The 18,897-nt window shown below is 40.2% G+C and carries 15 protein-coding genes; 9 read left to right on the top strand and 6 right to left on the bottom strand.

Annotation, left to right across the window (positions count from 1 at the left end; genetic code table 11):
- From betB to ACTRWE_RS06835, 4 genes are all read left to right on the top strand, one after another.
- Nucleotides 1-1,464: a betaine-aldehyde dehydrogenase gene (gene betB / locus ACTRWE_RS06850; protein ID WP_008111456.1), complete on the top strand. Its 1,464-nt coding sequence runs from the start codon at nucleotides 1-3 to the stop codon at nucleotides 1,462-1,464.
- A gap of 9 nt (nucleotides 1,465-1,473) precedes the next feature.
- Nucleotides 1,474-3,141, top strand: coding sequence for a choline dehydrogenase (gene betA, locus ACTRWE_RS06845; RefSeq protein WP_008111455.1), 1,668 nt, complete (start codon nucleotides 1,474-1,476; stop codon nucleotides 3,139-3,141).
- Between the two features lie 166 nt (nucleotides 3,142-3,307).
- A complete protein-coding gene (locus tag ACTRWE_RS06840) occupies nucleotides 3,308-4,525 on the top strand; it encodes a BCCT family transporter (protein ID WP_008111451.1) in 1,218 nt (405 codons plus the stop codon).
- 8 nt (nucleotides 4,526-4,533) lie between these two features.
- On the top strand, nucleotides 4,534-5,238 hold the full coding sequence (locus ACTRWE_RS06835; protein ID WP_076921792.1) for a TorF family putative porin: 705 nt from the start codon (nucleotides 4,534-4,536) through the stop codon (nucleotides 5,236-5,238).
- A 99-nt stretch (nucleotides 5,239-5,337) separates the two neighbouring features.
- On the opposite strand, the gene ACTRWE_RS06830 is transcribed toward ACTRWE_RS06835, so the two are convergent.
- Nucleotides 5,338-7,584 (bottom strand): carbohydrate binding family 9 domain-containing protein, encoded by a 2,247-nt coding sequence (locus tag ACTRWE_RS06830; protein ID WP_076921844.1) that lies wholly within the window; start codon nucleotides 7,582-7,584, stop codon nucleotides 5,338-5,340.
- A 141-nt stretch (nucleotides 7,585-7,725) separates the two neighbouring features.
- Nucleotides 7,726-8,049 carry a ferredoxin FdxA gene (gene fdxA / locus ACTRWE_RS06825; RefSeq protein WP_008114035.1) on the bottom strand — a complete coding sequence of 108 codons (324 nt, stop codon included), beginning with the start codon at nucleotides 8,047-8,049 and terminating at the stop codon, nucleotides 7,726-7,728.
- Between the two features lie 188 nt (nucleotides 8,050-8,237).
- On the opposite strand from fdxA, the gene ACTRWE_RS06820 reads away from it, so the two are divergent.
- Both ACTRWE_RS06820 and ACTRWE_RS06815 read left to right on the top strand, forming a co-directional pair.
- Nucleotides 8,238-9,845: an NAD(P)/FAD-dependent oxidoreductase gene (locus tag ACTRWE_RS06820; RefSeq protein WP_290155783.1), complete on the top strand. Its 1,608-nt coding sequence runs from the start codon at nucleotides 8,238-8,240 to the stop codon at nucleotides 9,843-9,845.
- A gap of 92 nt (nucleotides 9,846-9,937) precedes the next feature.
- Nucleotides 9,938-11,443, top strand: coding sequence for an amidase family protein (locus ACTRWE_RS06815; RefSeq protein WP_462879721.1), 1,506 nt, complete (start codon nucleotides 9,938-9,940; stop codon nucleotides 11,441-11,443).
- Nucleotides 11,444-11,472: 29 nt separating this feature from the next.
- On the opposite strand, the gene ACTRWE_RS06810 is transcribed toward ACTRWE_RS06815, so the two are convergent.
- The gene (locus ACTRWE_RS06810; RefSeq protein WP_290155778.1) at nucleotides 11,473-12,774 is read right to left on the bottom strand and encodes a DEAD/DEAH box helicase; all 1,302 of its coding nucleotides are present in this window, start codon (nucleotides 12,772-12,774) and stop codon (nucleotides 11,473-11,475) included.
- Between the two features lie 317 nt (nucleotides 12,775-13,091).
- Here ACTRWE_RS06810 and ACTRWE_RS06805 point away from each other — a divergent pair, with 317 nt between their 5' ends.
- Nucleotides 13,092-13,559, top strand: a complete 468-nt coding sequence (locus tag ACTRWE_RS06805; RefSeq protein WP_008115277.1) for a DUF3015 family protein — start codon at nucleotides 13,092-13,094, stop codon at nucleotides 13,557-13,559.
- Nucleotides 13,560-13,598: 39 nt separating this feature from the next.
- Entirely contained in the window at nucleotides 13,599-15,416 is a 1,818-nt protein-coding gene (locus ACTRWE_RS06800) for an Lnb N-terminal periplasmic domain-containing protein (protein ID WP_290155775.1), read from the top strand.
- A gap of 71 nt (nucleotides 15,417-15,487) precedes the next feature.
- On the opposite strand, the gene dapA is transcribed toward ACTRWE_RS06800, so the two are convergent.
- A complete protein-coding gene (dapA, locus tag ACTRWE_RS06795; protein ID WP_096039077.1) occupies nucleotides 15,488-16,405 on the bottom strand; it encodes a 4-hydroxy-tetrahydrodipicolinate synthase in 918 nt (305 codons plus the stop codon).
- 172 nt (nucleotides 16,406-16,577) lie between these two features.
- Here dapA and ACTRWE_RS06790 point away from each other — a divergent pair, with 172 nt between their 5' ends.
- Nucleotides 16,578-17,231: a DUF6058 family natural product biosynthesis protein gene (locus tag ACTRWE_RS06790; protein WP_462879719.1), complete on the top strand. Its 654-nt coding sequence runs from the start codon at nucleotides 16,578-16,580 to the stop codon at nucleotides 17,229-17,231.
- A gap of 137 nt (nucleotides 17,232-17,368) precedes the next feature.
- On the opposite strand, the gene ACTRWE_RS06785 is transcribed toward ACTRWE_RS06790, so the two are convergent.
- Both ACTRWE_RS06785 and ACTRWE_RS06780 read right to left on the bottom strand, forming a co-directional pair.
- Nucleotides 17,369-17,623: a hypothetical protein gene (locus ACTRWE_RS06785; RefSeq protein ID WP_290187360.1), complete on the bottom strand. Its 255-nt coding sequence runs from the start codon at nucleotides 17,621-17,623 to the stop codon at nucleotides 17,369-17,371.
- A gap of 288 nt (nucleotides 17,624-17,911) precedes the next feature.
- The gene (locus tag ACTRWE_RS06780; protein ID WP_290187359.1) at nucleotides 17,912-18,640 is read right to left on the bottom strand and encodes a hypothetical protein; all 729 of its coding nucleotides are present in this window, start codon (nucleotides 18,638-18,640) and stop codon (nucleotides 17,912-17,914) included.
- Nucleotides 18,641-18,897 lie beyond the last annotated feature (257 nt).

Below are 18,897 nucleotides of genomic sequence, written 5' to 3'. Positions count from 1 at the left end.
GTGACTACACCTATCTATCAAAACTTTATCAACGGTCAATTCCTTGCAAACAAAAGCGGCGAAACATTTGATGTAGTAAATCCTGCAACCGGCCAAGTAATTTATGCCGTTGAAGTTGCCGATGAATACGTTCAAAACGCAGCAATTGAAAGTGCAAAACAAGGCTTTAAAGTTTGGTCAGCCATGACCCCTATTGAGCGCAGCCGTATTTTATTAACCGCCGTTGCTATTTTACGCAAGCGTAATGATGAGCTTGCACTAGTTGAAGTGCTCGATACCGGTAAACCAATGCAAGAAGCTAACTGCGTAGATGTTGAAACAGGTGCAGATGTAATTGAATATTTTGCAGGCCTTGCCCCTGCACAAGTTGGTCAACAACAAATGGTTGGCGATGACTTTTACTACACACGCAAAGAGCCTTTAGGTATTTGTGCTGGTATTGGTGCATGGAACTACCCATTACAAATTGCATGTTGGAAGTCTGGCCCTGCCCTTGCAGCGGGTAATGCATTTATTTTTAAACCTTCAGAAGAAACCCCGCTTGGCGCAATTAAATTAGCAGAGGTGTTTATTGAAGCAGGTGTACCCGCTGGCGTATTCAATGTAGTTCAAGGCGCGAGTGAAGTAGGCCAATGGCTTACTGCACACCAAGATATTGAAAAAGTATCGTTTACTGGTGAAGTAGGTACCGGTAAGAAAGTCGTCGCCAGTGCTGCAGGTACATTAAAAGATGTGACTATGGAACTAGGTGGTAAATCGCCGTTACTTGTCTTTGACGATGCCAATATAGAGCAAGCAGTAAGCGCGGCAATGTTAGGGAACTTTTATACCCAAGGTGAAATTTGTACTAATTGCACTCGTATCTATGTTCACAAAAATGTGTACCAGCAGTTTATTGATGAGCTTAAAACTCGCACCGAAAACAATATTATTGCCGGTGATCCACAAGATTTAAACACTAACTTTGGCGCGCTTATTTCTAAAAAGCATCAAGATTTAGTGCTGAGCTACATCAACAAAGGCCTTGAAGAAGGGGCAACGCTATTAACCGGTGGCTCAACGCTTTCACCAGCATCTGCGCCAAATGGTTATTTTGTAGCGCCAACCGTATTTGTTGATTGCAACGATGAAATGACCATCGTTAAAGAAGAAATTTTTGGCCCAGTAATGAGCGTTTTAGTATTTGATGACGAAGATGATGTAATTGCACGTGCTAACGGCACTCACTTAGGTTTAGCTGCAGGCGTTTTCACCAGCGATATTAAACGTGCTCATCGCGTTATTCATCAGCTACAAGCCGGTATTTGTTGGATCAATGCTTACGGTAACTCGCCGGCAGAAATGCCTGTAGGTGGCTATAAGCAATCAGGTATCGGCCGCGAAAACGGCATACAAACGCTTGATCATTACACGCAAACTAAGTCTGTTTATGTTGGTATGGCTGACATAGAAAGCCCATTTTAAGGAATCATTATGAACCACTCTTTTGATTATATTATTGTAGGCGCAGGCTCTGCAGGCTGTGTGTTAGCAAATCGCTTGTCTGAAGATTCAAGTAACAAAGTATTGTTACTTGAAACCGGCGGCAGCGATAAAAGCATCTTTATTAAAATGCCCACTGCTCTGTCGATTCCAATGAATACCGATAAGTATGCGTGGCAATTTCATACGCAGCCAGAAAAGTACTTAGATAACCGTGAAATGCACTGCCCACGCGGTAAAGTGCTTGGCGGCTCATCATCTATTAATGGCATGGTGTATGTACGTGGTCATGCGAAAGATTTTGATGAATGGCAGCAACATGGCGCTAATGGCTGGGATTATCAAGCCTGTTTACCGTATTTTAAAAAAGCAGAAAGTTTTTACCTAGGTGAAAACAGCCATCGTGGTGGAAAAGGCCCCCTTGGCGTTAATAACGGTAATAACATGGAAAACCCTTTGTATAGCGCCTTTATTGATGCTGGTGCTCAAGCGGGTTATGCCACTACAGCTGATTATAATAGTGCTCAACAAGAAGGCTTTGGCCCTATGCACATGACCGTTAAAAACGGTGTGCGCAGCTCAGCCTCTCGTGAATATTTAGATCCGATTAAGCATCGCAGTAATTTAACAATTGTAACCGGTGCACTTGCGCAGCGCGTTATTTTAGACGGTAAAAAAGCAACCGGTATTGAATACAAGCTCAATGGCACAGTTAAAACAGCCAAAGCAAATAAAGAGGTTATTTTAAGTGCGGGCTCTATCGGTTCACCTCACCTGTTACAACTGTCCGGTATTGGTGATACACAAATACTTGAAAAAGCAGGTGTTGAAGTAAAACATCACCTACCAGGTGTTGGTCAAAACTTGCAAGATCATCTCGAGTTTTACTTTCAATATAAGTGTAAACAACCCATTACTTTAAACGGTAAATTAGGCTTGTTTTCAAAAGGCTTGATTGGTGCAAAATGGCTGCTTACCCGTAAAGGTTTAGGCTCAACTAATCACTTTGAATCATGTGCGTTTATTCGCTCAAAACCCGGTGTTGAATGGCCAGATATTCAGTATCACTTTTTACCGGCAGCAATGCGTTACGATGGACGCAGTGCTTTTGCAGGGCATGGTTTTCAAGTGCATGTAGGTCATAACAAACCTAAAAGTCGTGGCAGTGTCACCATTGCATCAGCTGATCCAACACAACCACCAAAAATTGTGTTTAATTATCTTGAGCATCAAGACGACATTGAAGGCTTTAGAGCGTGCGTACGTTTAACGCGTGAAATCATTGAACAACCTGCCTTTGACAATTTCCGTGGTGAAGAAATTCAACCAGGGCAACAAGTTCAAACTGATGAGCAAATTGATGCCTTTGTGCGCCAAGCAGTAGAAAGTGCTTACCACCCTTCTTGCTCTTGTAAAATGGGTGAAGACGCCATGGCGGTGGTTAATTCAAACACTCAAGTGCATGGCATGCAAAGCTTGCGTGTGGTTGACTCGTCAATTTTTCCAACAATACCTAACGGTAATTTAAATGCGCCTACCATTATGGTTGCCGAAAAAGCCGCTGATATTATTTTAGGAAATAAGCCCTTAGCTCATACAGGAGTTGATGTTGTGAATGCCACTGATTGGCAAACTACACAACGAAATAAAACCCTTTAATTTAGCCTGCCATAAAGGCCACTCCTTTAAGCAAAATGCTTTAAGGAGTGCCTTTATGCGCCTTGCAGTGGCTCACAAGCATAAATAGGTTATGCCTGTGTTAATGCAAGCACAATAAAAAACGGAGTATATATGTGTTACTTTTATTCATTCTGGGAGGGCGATAATGACTATTTGGCTTAATGCTGGCATTATTTTCACCTTACTTGCGATTGTTGCTATTTTAATTAAATGGGGCAATGTACGCGTAGTAGGCGTCACACCAGTGAGAACATTCACCTTTATAGCAATCCTGTTTACCTCGGGCCTAGACGTTGGCCTCATTATGTTTCCTTTAACCGAATTTGCCGGTTATGCAGACATAAAAGCAAGCCCAGAATATGCATTTGCCAACCCTCTCTCTATTGAGTTTGGTTATTGGGGATTTTTAATTTGGGGATTTTATTTTCTTACGTGCTTTTATTTCTGTGTAATAGAACCCAAAGTAAAATTTTTTGAAATTCCATGGGTTAAATTTTTAAACAACGTAGTTATCATTGGTACTTGTGCGTTTACCGCTTACTTACTATTGAGCAACCTACCGTGGTATTTACCTGAACTCGGAGACGGCTCAAATGTTATTCCTGAGTTTTACTTAATCGTGCTTGCCGCTATTTGTTTTGCGGTGTATTCAAGTACCGATATTAAATATGTACGCTTTTTAAGTATTGCAACTACTTGGTTGTTTATAGCCCTAATTGGCTTTATGTGGGCTGATGCCTTCTTATTTGGCGATAGCGAACTCTCTGCATTTACTAAAAACATTGGATTAATTGGTAATTACTTTGCCAACATCAATGAGTTTGTATTACCACTGAATGATTACCATGAGTTTTACTTATTTTGGTGGTTTGCGTGGAGCATTATGATTGGTCAATTTACATCGCGTTTTGTGGGCGGTTTAAAAACCTATCAAGTCCTTGGTGCTATGCTGATTTTCCCATCGATTCCAATCGCTATCTGGTTTAGTGTGTTATATCACTACCATGAAGCCGGTATTCCAACCGAGGGAATCAAAAACTTTGCTATGGTGTTTGTAGGTATCGTATTTGTTATTAACTCGCTCGATTCACTGATTCGTTTATACACAGATAATTTAAACCTAACCGTAAAACGCTTTGGTAAATTTAAATATATTGCCATGAACGTTGTCGCTTTGTCGCTACTAACATTGCTATTTAAGCTTGAGTTTTTGCAAATTCAATGGGTGGGTGCTTTAGTTATAGGGTTATTCTTTATTTGCCTTGGTTTTATTGCCTACAGCAAACTTAAAACGGTCAGCAATATCGAAGGATCGCCTAAAGCGAATAAAATTGATTACACAAAAATAGAAACTATCAGCTAGTAAAACACATGAACAATAAATTAAAACAACTTTTTATCGCTTTACCGTTCACCGTTTTATCAACAACGGCAGCGGCTAACTGGTCAACAACGATTACGGCTGCATCTGATTACACCTTTAATGGTGTATCACAAACAGATAACGATCCGGCACTGCAAGCAAGCCTTGACTACGCGTATGATAACGGTGTTTATGCCGGTGTATGGGCATCAAACGTAGATTTTGGTGATGACACCGACTTTGAACTAGATGCTTATGTAGGCCGATACATTCAGTTAAACGAACAAGTAAGCCTGGATTACGGTATTGCTTATTACACTTACCAAGGTAATAACAGCGATGGTAACTACGCCGAAGCGTATACTAAATTTGGTTACACCAGTGACTACGGCCAAACAGAGCTTAACTTTTGGTACAGCTGGGATTACTTTGGCTACGATACTGGCCATGTGATTTCTATGATTGCGCACACTTACGAGCTTGCGCCAAATCATGCGATTCGTGCCAGCTTTGATATTTCAAACTCACTCGATGGCAATAAGTTCCAATGGGATGAAGCTAAGGGCGATAAATCGTATCATCATTATCGCTTAGCATACCAAACAAGCTATGAAGGATTTGGTATTGAAGTAGCAGCTGAAAATACCAGCCTAGACTACGATTATGCCGATGAGCGAATTGTACTTGCTATCTCACGTACATTTGACTTGTAATAACTAGGTTTACCATTTAGTAAATACAAAAAAACACGCTACTGGTTAGCGTGTTTTTTTATTGCCTAGCAAAATCTTACTTTTATATTATTTATAGCGTTATAACTGCCACGCATAACTGACTTTAGTAAAGAAAGTACGTTGGTCTCGCTCAATGCTTTTTAACGAGTCATCCTGATAACCTTTATCTGAATAACCTAAATAAAATAGCGTTTGTGCGTTAATTTTGTATGAGTACACCAGCTGACTACCGTAATCTTTGTTGATTTCGCTAACCTGATAAAAGTAAGCATCCTCATCTCTGTCTATATCTTCAAACTGTAAAATCAGCTTAAGCATAGCGCGCATACTAAACTTATAATAAAGCCTAAAATCAATAAGGTTTGCGGTAAAAACACGTCGCCCTTGGTAATCATCTAAATGGCTATAATTATGCCTAACATCGACCTGCCAATGGTTATTAATATCCCAAACAGCCTGCGATTGTGTGGTTAAAACATCGCCTAGCTGCTCATTAGTGTAATCTATACGGCTTGCATATTCGGCATATAACGATAATCTCAGATCTTTTGACGGTCTAAAAGCCGTATAAAAATAACCAATATTTTGGTTATAAAACTTGCCGTTATAATTTTCATAGCGATTTAACAAACCCAGCTCAAATACAGACTGCTTTTGACCTTGAAAGGTCATGTAACCTTCGTATTCTTCTTCAAGTAACTCGCCATTTTGCGCCCAGGTTTTATCCCAATCGGCGGTGTATGACCAGGTTGTTAGCATATCATGTTCATCACCATACCAAGTTTGTCCGCCACCAAAACCTACTTTTTCATAGTCTACCTTTTCTTGATAACCTAAATCGGTCCGGTAATCCTCACCAATATTGTCATAGGTCGCGTAGAGCTTATAATCACGCTTATCGCGTGTCAGCTTTAATGCATACGCCATATCCGACTGAGAGTCTGCTAAATTGTAGTTATCAACTAAAAACGGCGAGTTATTGGTATCAGCATTCGCGATTTGATAATTAAGCGTATCTGACTGATTAAACCAATAGCTTCCATCAACCGATAGCACCGTATTATGGTAGTCACTACTTTCTCTATGTGTAGAAGTGACACCAATAGTACCTTGTTGGCCAATATCATATTGATAACGTGCCACCGCCGCTTTGGTTTTATCATTTAAGTTGGCAAAGCCCGAGCCTTGGTTACTTGGCAATAAAATATTACTGTTATCGTCATCTGCAAACATCAGCGCATAACTGTGACTGTCGGTTTTACCGGTCAGCTTGGCGCCAATATTTGGCTCAGCTATGGTACGGGTATACAGCAGCTCAAATAAATTACTTTTAAAATAAGACGCGCCATCTAAGAAGAACGGACGTTTTTCAGCGTAATAAATAGAATAAGTGGTGTTTACATCCAGCTCTAACGAATCGGTTTCTACCTGAGAAAAGTCTGGGTTTATTGTGGCATTAATTACCGCATCTTTGGTAACCCCCCAACGAAGGTCAAGCCCTATCTCAGTGTCTACATCGCCATTATCCCACGCACCAGGTACTTGTGTTTTTTGATCGTTTCTTAATGCGGTTAAGGTTGGCGTTAATTGCAGGTTTTTACTCGGTGCTAAATTATTAAATCCGCTTATTTTATCAAACTGACATAAACTACATTTAATATCACGGTCAAAGCCTGTGCTTGATAATTGATACAACACATCACGCTGATAGTTTCGCATTACAGCAAAACCCCAGGTAGATTGATCTTTATTTTGCGCAAATCGCAGCGCTTTAAACGGAATACGCATTTCAACTACGTAACCTTGCTCGTTTACGGTACCGGCACTGTCCCAAATGGCATCCCACGATAAATCTGACACCCATTCATCGGTATCCGTCATGCGAAGGTCACCTTGAGCGCCCAGTGGGTTTACATAAAACTCATAGCCTGTACGTTCATCGTTAAAGGTATCAATCACCAAACCGACAGTATCATCTTGCCAGAGGGTATCTCTGTCACGAAGCGCCGCGCGAATTTTACTCGGATCGGGGTCATAAGCTACAAACGCCACATATAAATTATGACCATCGTCATAAAGGTATGCATCGGTTTTTACTGGCGGTGTGCCTTTTTCATTCGGCTCATCTTGATAATTTACCGCAACATGTGTTGCTTGTTGCCAATGTGGCTCGTTAAGCACGCCATCTACATCAATATTTTTATTAATGTGCGCGAGTTGATAATTAAGCTTATCGGCAAGTGCATTAGGGCTGAGAGTTAAACCGAGGCTGAAGCTGATAAAACACAGCAATGTTGTTATTTTTATAGGTATAAAGTACTGCATAAACATCCATTTAGGTTTATTTACTTGTTAAAAGTAAACTTTGCTCAGGAGTGTAAATTATACAGGTACATTTGTTAATAGTTGCGCGCTATTATTTGCAATAAAATTAACAAAAAACCAATACACAACGAAGTGGAATGATTATGTGTCGAGAAGTTTTAATTTATTAGCCACACCATTCCAGCTATCGGCATCTTCTGGGGCGGGTTTAACTTGGGTGATGCGTGGCCATATTTCTGCTAGCTCCGCATTTAATTGGGTAAACTCTTTTTGCGATTCAGGTAATTCATCTTCTTGAAAAATAGCATCAGCGGCACACTCAGGTACGCATAAACCACAGTCAATACAGTCAATAGGGCTAATAGCCAAAAAATTAGGACCTTCAAAAAATGCATCTGCAGGGCATACTGATACGCAATCAGTATACTTACATTTTATACAGTTTTCGGTGACTACAAACGCCATAATGGTTTAATACCTAATGTTTCACAATAACAGCTGCGGATCATACCCAACCCTTACCAAAACACAATAAATAAGTGCCAAAAGTGGGCAATTTAACGTAACATATGGCGCTTATAAATCAGCGCTTTGTGCACACCCCTTATTGTGAGCGGAATTTACTTTCCGCTATGACACCAAAAGAGATATTAATGATACGTTTAACCGAAATAAAGCTGCCGCTTGACCATGACGAAAATGCCATTGGCCAAGCCATCATCAATAAATTAAATATAAGTCCAGAGCAGCTACACAGCTACAATGTGTTTAAACGCGGTTACGATGCACGTAAAAAAAGCGCCATTTTACTGATTTACACGCTTGATGTTGAGGTAGATAACGAAGCACAACTGTTAGCCTCGTTTGAAAAAGACCAACACGTTAAAGTCTCCCCTGACACCAACTACAAATTTGTAGCACACGCTAATAGCAGCATTAAAGAGCGTCCTGTAGTAATTGGCTTTGGCCCATGTGGTTTATTTGCCGGTTTAGTGCTGGCACAAATGGGCTTTAAACCAATAATTCTAGAGCGCGGTAAAGAGGTACGTGAACGCACCAAAGACACCTTTGGCTTTTGGCGTAAAAAGGCCCTCAATACCGAATCAAACGTTCAGTTTGGTGAAGGTGGTGCAGGCACGTTCTCAGACGGTAAGCTCTACAGCCAAGTAAAAGATCCTAAACATTATGGCCGTAAAGTGATCACTGAATTTGTAGAGGCTGGTGCTCCTGAAGAAATTTTATACGTTAGTAAGCCGCACATTGGTACTTTTAAACTAGTAACCATGATTGAAAAAATGCGCGCCCGAATTATAGAACTTGGTGGTGAGATTCGTTTTAGCACCCGCGTTGACGATATCCATTTAGACAACGGCCAAGTTACAGGGCTGACACTTTCTAATGGTGAAAAGCTTGAAACTCGCCATGTGGTTTTAGCGGTTGGTCACAGTGCCCGTGATACGTTTAAAATGATCCACGATAAAGGCATTTATGTTGAAGCAAAACCCTTTTCAGTAGGCTTTAGAATAGAACATAAGCAATCAATGATTGATGAATGCCGCTTTGGTGATAATGCGGGTAACCCTATTTTAGGCTCTGCCGATTACAAATTGGTACACCATTGTAATAATGGCCGAACTGTATATAGCTTTTGTATGTGCCCTGGCGGCACTGTAGTTGCCGCTACCTCTGAAGAAGGCCGTGTGGTTACCAACGGTATGAGCCAATATTCACGTAGTGAACGTAATGCTAACAGCGCTATTGTAGTGGGTATTTCGCCAGAAAAAGATTTTCCAGGCCACCCTTTAGCTGGTATCGATTTACAGCGTAAGCTAGAAGAGCAAGCCTATGAGCTGGGTGGTAAAAATTATGATGCCCCAGCACAGCTGATTGGTGACTTTTTAAAAGGTAAATCGTCGGCTAATTTAGGCGATGTACAGCCTTCGTATACGCCAGGTATAAAACTGACTGATTTAAGCAACGTATTACCTCCTTTTGCGATTGAAGCCTTGCGTGAAGCAATTCCAGCCTTTAACAAGCAAATTCGTGGTTTTTCAACTAATGATGGCTTACTCACTGGGGTAGAAACGCGTACTTCATCACCAATAAGTATCAAGCGCGATAAAACCTTCCAAAGTATTAATACTAAAGGGCTTTACCCTGCAGGTGAAGGCGCAGGTTATGCAGGCGGTATTTTATCAGCGGGTATTGATGGCATTAAAGCCGCTGAAGCGGTTGCGTTATCGATGCTAGAAAACGCCTAACTCGATTTAATCGACCTTTATCGAAAAACCTCACAACGTGAGGTTTTTTTGTGCTAAAAATAACCTATGTTTTCACAAAATAGATAATAACAATGAGTATAAAACGGCTACTTTTAACATTATGTGTTTGTACGATAACTAACTTACACGCAGCGGCTAACAATACAGAGCTTAAAACCATTAGTGACATTCACAGTGCCTATAAAAATAATACCACCACGGCTGAGCAGCTTACCCGCACTTATATCGACAGAATAAACGCTCTCAATCCTAAATATAATGCGGTAATTAGTATTGAGCCCACTGCAATTGAACAAGCCAAACAACTCGATGCGCTGTTTAAAGCCAGAAAATGGGCAGGCCCTTTACATGGTATTGCGGTATTACTAAAAGATAACATTGAAACAACAGGTACATTACCCACCACAGCAGGTTCACTGGCACTTAAAAATAACGTTACCGATAAAGATGCCTTTGTGGTTAAACAATTACGCCAAGCAGGCGCTATTATTTTAGGCAAAGCGAACTTAAGTGAATGGGCTAATTTTCGCTCATCATATTCGTCATCTGGCTGGAGTGCCATTGGCGGACAAACCCATAACGCCCATGATGTAACTCGTAATCCGTGTGGCTCAAGCTCAGGCTCTGCCGTGGCGGTTGCTTTAAATTTTGCGCCTATTGCGCTGGGCACAGAAACCGACGGTTCGATTACCTGCCCTGCTTCGGTTAATGGGGTGTACGCCATTAAACCCAGTATGGGGCAAGTTTCACGCGCAGGCGTGATCCCCCTTTCTAGTAGCCAAGATTCGGTAGGTCCAATGGCGCATTCTTTAAAAGATGCACTCGCAGTATTGTCCGTCATTCAAGGGGAGGACCCTAATGATGTATCAACACTCAACGTAAATAGAACGCTTGATGGCATAGCGCCTAAGCCGTCACTGAGAATAGGCGCTTTACCTGCCAATAAGTTTACTGTGGCAACACAAAAGCTTTACGCTAAGCAGTTACAAACATTAAAAGACGCAGGTCATACGCTAGTCAATGTTGAAGTAAAAGATGATTTAAGCACGCTTTACGTTGATGAATACGCCATCCTACTTTACGACTTTAAAGCCGAAATTAACCACTACTTAAGCAAAACACCAACGCAGGTAACGGTAAAAAGTTTAGACGAGTTAATCGCATTTAATATCGCAAATAAACAGCAGGAAATGCCCTACTTTGAGCAAGATATTTTACAACAAGCTAACGCGGTTGATTTGAGTGAAAAACAACAATACAAAAGCACCAAAGCGCGATATCGCGCACTTGCAAAGCGCGCTATTAGCAATTTATACCGCAATAATAAGCTAGATATTGTAATTACGCCCACCGTTTCACCGGCTTGGAAAACCGATTTAATTAACGGCGATAACTTTAAAGGCAGTAGCAGTTCATTGCCTGCCATTGCAGGGACGACCCATATTACTTTACCGGTTGGCAAATTAAGCCACTTACCGGTAGGTTTGTCGGTTATTGCTAATCAAAACGATGAAGCGGCTGCTTATGCGTACGCTGCTATTATCGATAATGTATTAGGCACAAAAAAACCTGAGTAAACTCAGGTTTTTTTAATGGCTTAGCTGTCTTACTTTTTAAGTGACAGCTTTTCGCCTTTTAAGCTTTTACGTACATTAGAAATTCGCGAACGGTTTTTCGCTCTCGCTTCACCGGTAGCCTGGCCTGATGGCTTGTTAGCACGGGTACGGCGTAAATGCGCTGGCTTTTTACCAATCTTATCAATCAGTACTTCACGATTACTTACTTCGTAACCTTCTAAGTAAACACGTTTAATTTTTTGACCAATTAAGGTTTCAATTTCAAACAACATGTTTTCTTCTTCGCGACTCACAAACGAAATTGCTTGTCCTTGGTTACCAGCACGACCGGTACGGCCAATACGGTGTACGTAATCTTCAGCAAGCCAAGGTAAATCAATATTAATAACGCGCGGTAAACCGTCAATATCGATACCACGGGCTGCCACTTCTGTTGCAACTAGCACGCGTACTTTGCCTTCTTTAAATTCACGCAACGCACGACGACGGTTACCTTGCGATTTATCGCCATGACATACTGCCGCTGGGATACCGTCTAGGTTAAGTTCAGTCACTAACTCATCTGCGGTTTCTTTCATGTTTACAAACACTAGCACTTGCTGCCAGTTTTTCTTACCAATCAGTTCAGAAAGCAACTCTTGCTTACGGCGCTCTTCTACTGGGTAAACCACGTGTTGTACTGTGCTTGCGGTGCTGTTAGTTTGATCAACACGGACAATTTCAGGCTGCTTTAACACTTTAGAGGCAAACTGTTTAATTGCTGCTGGGAAAGTAGCTGAAAACAATAAAATTTGACGCTCATCAGAACAGCTTTTTATTACGCTTTGCATGTCATTAATAAAGCCCATATCAAGCATACGGTCAGCTTCATCAAGTACTAAGTGTTTTACTTGGGCAAGGCTTAAGTTACCTAAACGAATATGATCAAGTAAACGCCCTGGTGTTGCTACTACAATATCCACACCTTCTTTGAGTGCAATTTCTTGTCCTGCGGTATTAACACCACCAAATAAACTCACTACTTTTAGCGAAGTGTACTTAGCAAAGTCTTTAAAGTTATTCGCTATTTGCTCTGCAAGCTCACGCGTAGGTGCAAGGACTAAGGCGCTTGGCGCATTCGTAGTACTGCTATCTGACTCAAATAACTTTTGGATAATAGGGAGTGCAAAGGCAGCGGTTTTACCTGTGCCGGTTTGCGCACTCGCTAAAACGTCTTTACCTTTACGAACAGCCGGAATAGCTGCGCGCTGAATGGGCGTAAGGGTGTGGTAATTAAGTTCGTCTAACGCCTGAATAAGTTCAGGGGCAAAACTAAAAGATTTAAAATTCATTGCTGTATAACCTGCGGCCACATTATCAAGGGTCGCAAATTATACAGTAAAATCGCTTAAACAGTTAGTTTTAAACACCATAAAACACTAATTTATAAAATGCGGGGTAATTAGCTATTATTAGACGCTGTTTGAGTTAGCTAAATGATTTTAACTCGCAATATTAATCCTCGCTTATTCACTTCTTTATTGCGATTTTATAAACTTTACACCGTTCTTTTACATTGTGTTACATAACCATTTGCATTTAAATAAAAAAAGCAGGTACACTTTCCCGCCCATTTTGTTGGGTGAATATAAATTAAAGGAAATTAATAATGATAAAAAGATGTTTAACTGCTGCGGTATTAGTAAGCGCGTTTGTTTCAATGCCGTCACAAGCAAAAAGTGGCATCAACCCATGGCAACAATGCGGTATTGGCGCGATGGTTTTCCCAGATAATGGCGTTGCTGCAGCAATTTCTAATATTATTTGGGATTTAGGCACAACTGCAGTGTCTTCTAACATCTCTTCAGTAGAAAGTTGTGAAGGCGCTAACGTAAAAACAGCGCAGTTTATTCAACAAACTTTTCCTGTATTAGAACAAGAAATAGCACAGGGTGAAGGCGAGTATATCGCTGCAATGCTTAACGTACGTGGTTGTGATGTAACTGCACATCAACAAATTATCACTTCGGTACGTAACGATTACGCAAACGCGCCAATAGACAATGCACAAGCATTTTATGAATTAGTTGAAGGTAAAATTACAACTAACTTTTCATCTCAATGCGCTGCAATCTAATAATTAAAGGGCTTAACAGCCCTTTTTTTTGGTTAAACAATGAAACCTCTATTTTATTTAATTAGTGCTTTTTTATTCATCTCTTTCTCAAGCTCTGCCACGCAATCTATCTCTGTTTTAGCCAAACACCCAATATGGTTGAAATTAGGGCATTACAAAAACCAACCAGCTACCATCAGTTATATTACTAACGCATCATTTTTTATTGCAGATAACGGACGTACTGATCCGGCTGCCGAATTAAAAGCAACAATCCATGCTTTTAATAACCTGCCCTCAATGCCATGTCGCTACCCTGCTCGTTACCAATGGCTCAAAGAGCAAGGTTTAACCTTTTCAATGCCAGCTGCAGAGTGCCCAAAATTAAAGCAATGGCGAGAGCAACAAGCAATTCACTCTGTTAGTTTAGTATTTGCATCTGGTTATATGAGTAATCCCGCATCATTATATGGTCATTTATTACTTAAACTTAATCGCTCGACCGAATCAAAAAACAAATTATTAGATTACAGTATTAACTATGGCGCACACGTTCCAGATAATGAAAACGGCTTGGTGTATATTATCAAGGGCTTGTTTGGTGGTTATAAAGCCGGTTTTTCAGATCAATTGTTTTATCGCCACCAGCACAACTATGGTGAAATAGAATTAAGAGATTTATGGGAATATACCCTCAATCTAAACGAGCGCGATGTGGTTTTTATTGCTAATCACTTATGGGAAATTTTAGGCACTGAATTTGATTATTACTTTGCCGATGAAAACTGCGCGTTTCATCTTGCTCAAATTATTGAACTTGTTATTGGCGATCAACTAACCAGCGAAGGCGCTCCTTGGGTAATACCAGCCACTATTTTTTCAAGATTAAACACGGCCACTTACCAAGGCCAATCGGCGGTTAAAAAGATCACATTTACCCCCTCGCGCGACACTGTATTTACCAAACATGTTCAATTTTTAAGTGAAAAAGAGCTCAGCTTTGCAAAACAAATCTTTGCCGAATCACCTGTACTTAAAAACGAATCGTTTTTAGCTTTGCCAGTACACTCTCAAAAAGCCATTATTGGCGCTTTATTTGAACTCGTACAAGTAAAACAAATTCAAAAGCAAACCCCAGTAAAAATAAGTGAGTTAAAGAATGCACTTATTAAAGCGCGCTTAAAGCTGCCAATGGGCGAAAACAAAGTAAAATTTCAATTTACCCAACAGCCACCACATCAAGGGCAAAAGCCCTCTAATAGCTCAGTTTCTGCGGTGCACACGGCTGAGCAAACACAGTACACTTTGGGTTTTAGGTTGAGTTATTTTGATACCCTTGCCTCTGATATTGCCCGCATTCCATTTTCTAATTTAGAAATGTTAGATACCGAGCTGATGTTTACTGATGGCGAAACTTACATAAACAAAGTTCATTTATTAGATTTGGAGTCATTCAATCCAAACCAATTATCTTGGGCTAATGAATCTAAGTGGTCGTGGAAAATTAATGTTGGATTCGACAGACAACCAGCACTGTGCAGAACCTGTAAACGTAGCTTTGTTATGGGGGGAGCCGGACAAGCTTGGCAATTTAGCAACAACACCTTAGCCTATAGCTTAATTAATGGTTATTTAGGTGGTTTAGCTAAAAACAGCCACTTTTATGATTCGTCGGGAGAAGTGGGGATTATTACTGGTACTGACTCAGGTATTAAACTTAAAGCATCCTACGAAAAGTCATTCTTAAATGCTAAAAACCCTGCGCAAACCAAACTAGAACTGGCAGTGCCTATTAGCCAAGATATTGATATTAGATTAGCGGTCACTCACGCTAATTCAGTTATGTGGCAGCTTAAACTCAACTACTATTGGCAATAATATAAAAAGCAGCCTCTGTGTTCACAGTAGGCTGCTTTGAAAATTTAGTATTTAATAAATAGTCTAACAGTTTAAGATAAAATCAAAACCTTACTAATATCCACACACTGCGCTCGACTACCGACAAAATCTTGCTCATTAAGCTGATTAATTAGGGTTTCACCTTGTTGCTGTTGCTCATCGCTAAGCGGCACATAAGGCATTCTAAACACTGGGTTAACCGCGCCTGTCATGATCATCGCGGTGTTAATGGCAATTGGGTTTGGCTCGCAAAACAGCCAGTTCATTAATGGTTGTAATGAATTATTTAACGCATCATTTTTGCTATCCATTAATTGACGGAACAAACCCGGGATCAAGTTAGACGTAACTGAAATAACGCCATGTGCTTTATGAGTATGGCGTGCATCGTGTGCTTCGTCATCATTACCAGACCAACACGCAATACCTTGTTGTTCATAGTGCGCTATACGCTCATTGCCACCACATTCTTTAACACCAATAAAGTGCTCATGCTGGGCCAGTGGTTCAATAATATCAGGGGTGAGGTCTTGGCCTGTGCGCCCTGCTACGTTGTAAATAAACGCCGGACCAATATCAAGCACACGTTTAAAGTGTTCTTTAACACCGGCAATTGATGTGCGCCCGTAGTAAGGGTTAATTTGTAATGAGGCATGCATGCCGCTGGCAAAACCATATTTTGTTGCTTTAATTGCTTCGCGCGTATTGTTACTACCGGTGTTACCTATAATCAGTAATTGCTCACCAAATTTATTGGCACTGTGCGCAATTAGCATTAAATGCTCTTCCCAGTTCATTAACTGGCCTTCACCGGTGGTGCCACCAACAACTATGCCGTCAACACCCGCTGCAATTTGTATTTCAACGAGTTCATCATACTTTGCAAGATCGATCTCACCATTGGCTAAGTAAGGTGTTTTAATTGCAGTAATAAGGCTTGCTTGTTTAATTTGTTCTAGGGTGCGCATAAAAAAATCATTGTTATTAATACTTGCCCTATTTGTACCATATTTACTGCGCTATTTGCAGTGATAGCCAGTATTTAATTATAAAATGGCTTGTGTTATTGAGTTTGATGATACAAAATAAACAACTGTATAAATAAACAGTATTTTGTTTTTTACTATTAAGCGAGCCACTATGCGTTTATCTGACTATTTAAGCACTCACTTTTATCACACTGATGAGTTATGCCAAGCACTCAACATAGACACTGAAACTCTTGAAGATTGGCAAGCTCAAAGCATTTTTCCTAAGCCAAGTTATTGCATTAAAAACCAGATGAGTTGCAGCTCTTACTCAGGCTTATATGAGTGTGAAGAATACGACGATTATTATCCCCGAGGTTGTGTAAATTGGGGGCAAGGATTAGTTAAACAAAAAATTGAATCATCTAACAAAGCTTTTAATCTGTTTGCCCAGCACTATACCCAATGTTTAGCAAAGCTTGCTCAGCAAGGCTTTATATTTAACGAAGAATTGTTTGGCTGTGAAATAGAAGAACATTTACAGCAAGTGTGGCAACAATTTTTATGCAGTAAATATGGGGTGCTCACCCAAAACGGCTTAATTGATGAAATTGTGGCTGTGGATATTGGCAGATTATTAGTAGACGATATAACCGAGTTGCGCAGCAAAGCCAGTTTAGATAAAGATGAGCGCATCCGCATTCACCCTGCCATGAAGCTTCTAAATAAAGCCCTCAGCCATGGCGCCGATCACGAAAAGCAACTCACATTACGTAGCCGCTATATTGATGCTCTTATTTTAAAATACGATTTATCGATTAAGTAAAGGGTCGTGTTTGGCTGAGGAGTTTAGCTATGTATGGATTGTTGGTTTTATTAAACAATGCCAACACTGTGCTTTGCGGCTTATTTTTAGTGCAACGAGACAAACAGTCCGACAACTACGCCTTGTTAATTGCAGATTTACGATTTAGATATGATTTCATTAACCGCATGAGATACATCATCTTTTATTACTGACTCTTCAATAATTGGTATTACCCATGAGGCACCAAGCATTTCTAAAGAAAAGCGCCAATCTTTCCATAACTTTCCTTCAATGGTATCAAGACTATCAAGTCCAAATCTTGAAGATGCCCCCCACTGAGCAATTGAAGGAAGCTTTGGATCAACACTTTGCGCACCTAAAATAAACGGACGCTCCATATTGTCTGGCATGATTGCAAAGTAATACTCTACTTTTTCAGTCTTATTTAGAAATCTCGAGATAATTACCATTTTTTACCAAACTGAACTGTCATATAAAAGGATTGAAAGTTTTTTCTAAAATTATGGAAATGTTAATATGGCACTAATCTTGAAAAAAGTTGATAATTTGACTTTATTTTCAATAAATTAAATAACTATAGAAGCTGTAATTATATAAATATACATTGATTCCAACACTAAACTATTTGTAAGGCTGAAGCTTCAACAACTGACATTAGCGCGAAATTGATTGTTCTGTTAGACAATGCGTTTACAAAAATGAGCAGCCTCGGGACATTTCAGGAGAAACGGAGCAAGGCCACTTGAATTTTCAGGCACCCATAGCAGCCTAAATTCTCTTTGTGTTGCATAAAGATCAGGCGGTTTTACGAAACCAATAGGACCTGGAGGCGACTCCATGCCGGTATAGCTTCGATCTTTGTAAATGACCTTACCTGCAGCAGCTTCTTTTATCTTTTTTGATTTTTCCAAGGATTCAGAAATTAAAACAAAAAAGTCCTTCGGGTTTGTAACTTCTACGCAGTATCGACCAAACGTTTCGCTTAATTTTTCAGGAGAAAATTCTGTAGTTGTGCACAATACATAAGCATCTGGAAGTATGGTTTTAGTTGTATTGTTACTTAAGGTTATGTTACTACAACCGGGGCCAATATAAACCCCACTTCTTCGGGCTACCTCAACAAAGCCCGGATCATTACTACCTCCTACAGCATAACCAGAATTGTAGGTTTCATAGGCCTCTTCAGGATCTCCTTGCTCAGGATCTTCGTATGCCCTGCAAGCCTCTAACGTGCTTAACCAAACTTCGCCACGCGCAAGGGCATCAGCTTGCCACTCTTCTTGAAAAAAACGATAGATAGATTGATTGTGCTCACCAAACAACAAAAGTGTATTGGCTGTTCGTTCAATTAATCCATGCTGTTCTAATTCCCTACGCTCTTTTTTTAACCTACTTTTTCTTCCCACGACAATTATCCTTTCGCCTAATCATTTTTTTAAGACTTTTGTCGGTTTATAAACCGTCAAATGTCCCTATATTCCTTTGTGTTTATATTAATCATCAAAAAATATTTGTAAACAATTAGTTAGCTTTTAACCTGCTTATGGCCGTGTAAAGTTACATAAAAAGGGTGTGCTCAGTAATATCAGAAAAACTACTACTACCAATGCAAACAGTATTTCTTATTTAAGATGGCTATTATGAAACAGTCTTTATAAACATC

The sequence above is a fragment of the Pseudoalteromonas sp. G5_S1_54_S4 genome, assembly GCF_054968565.1.
The sequence above is the reverse complement of the archived record's forward strand: the minus strand, read 5'-3'. Positions and strand labels throughout refer to the sequence as shown.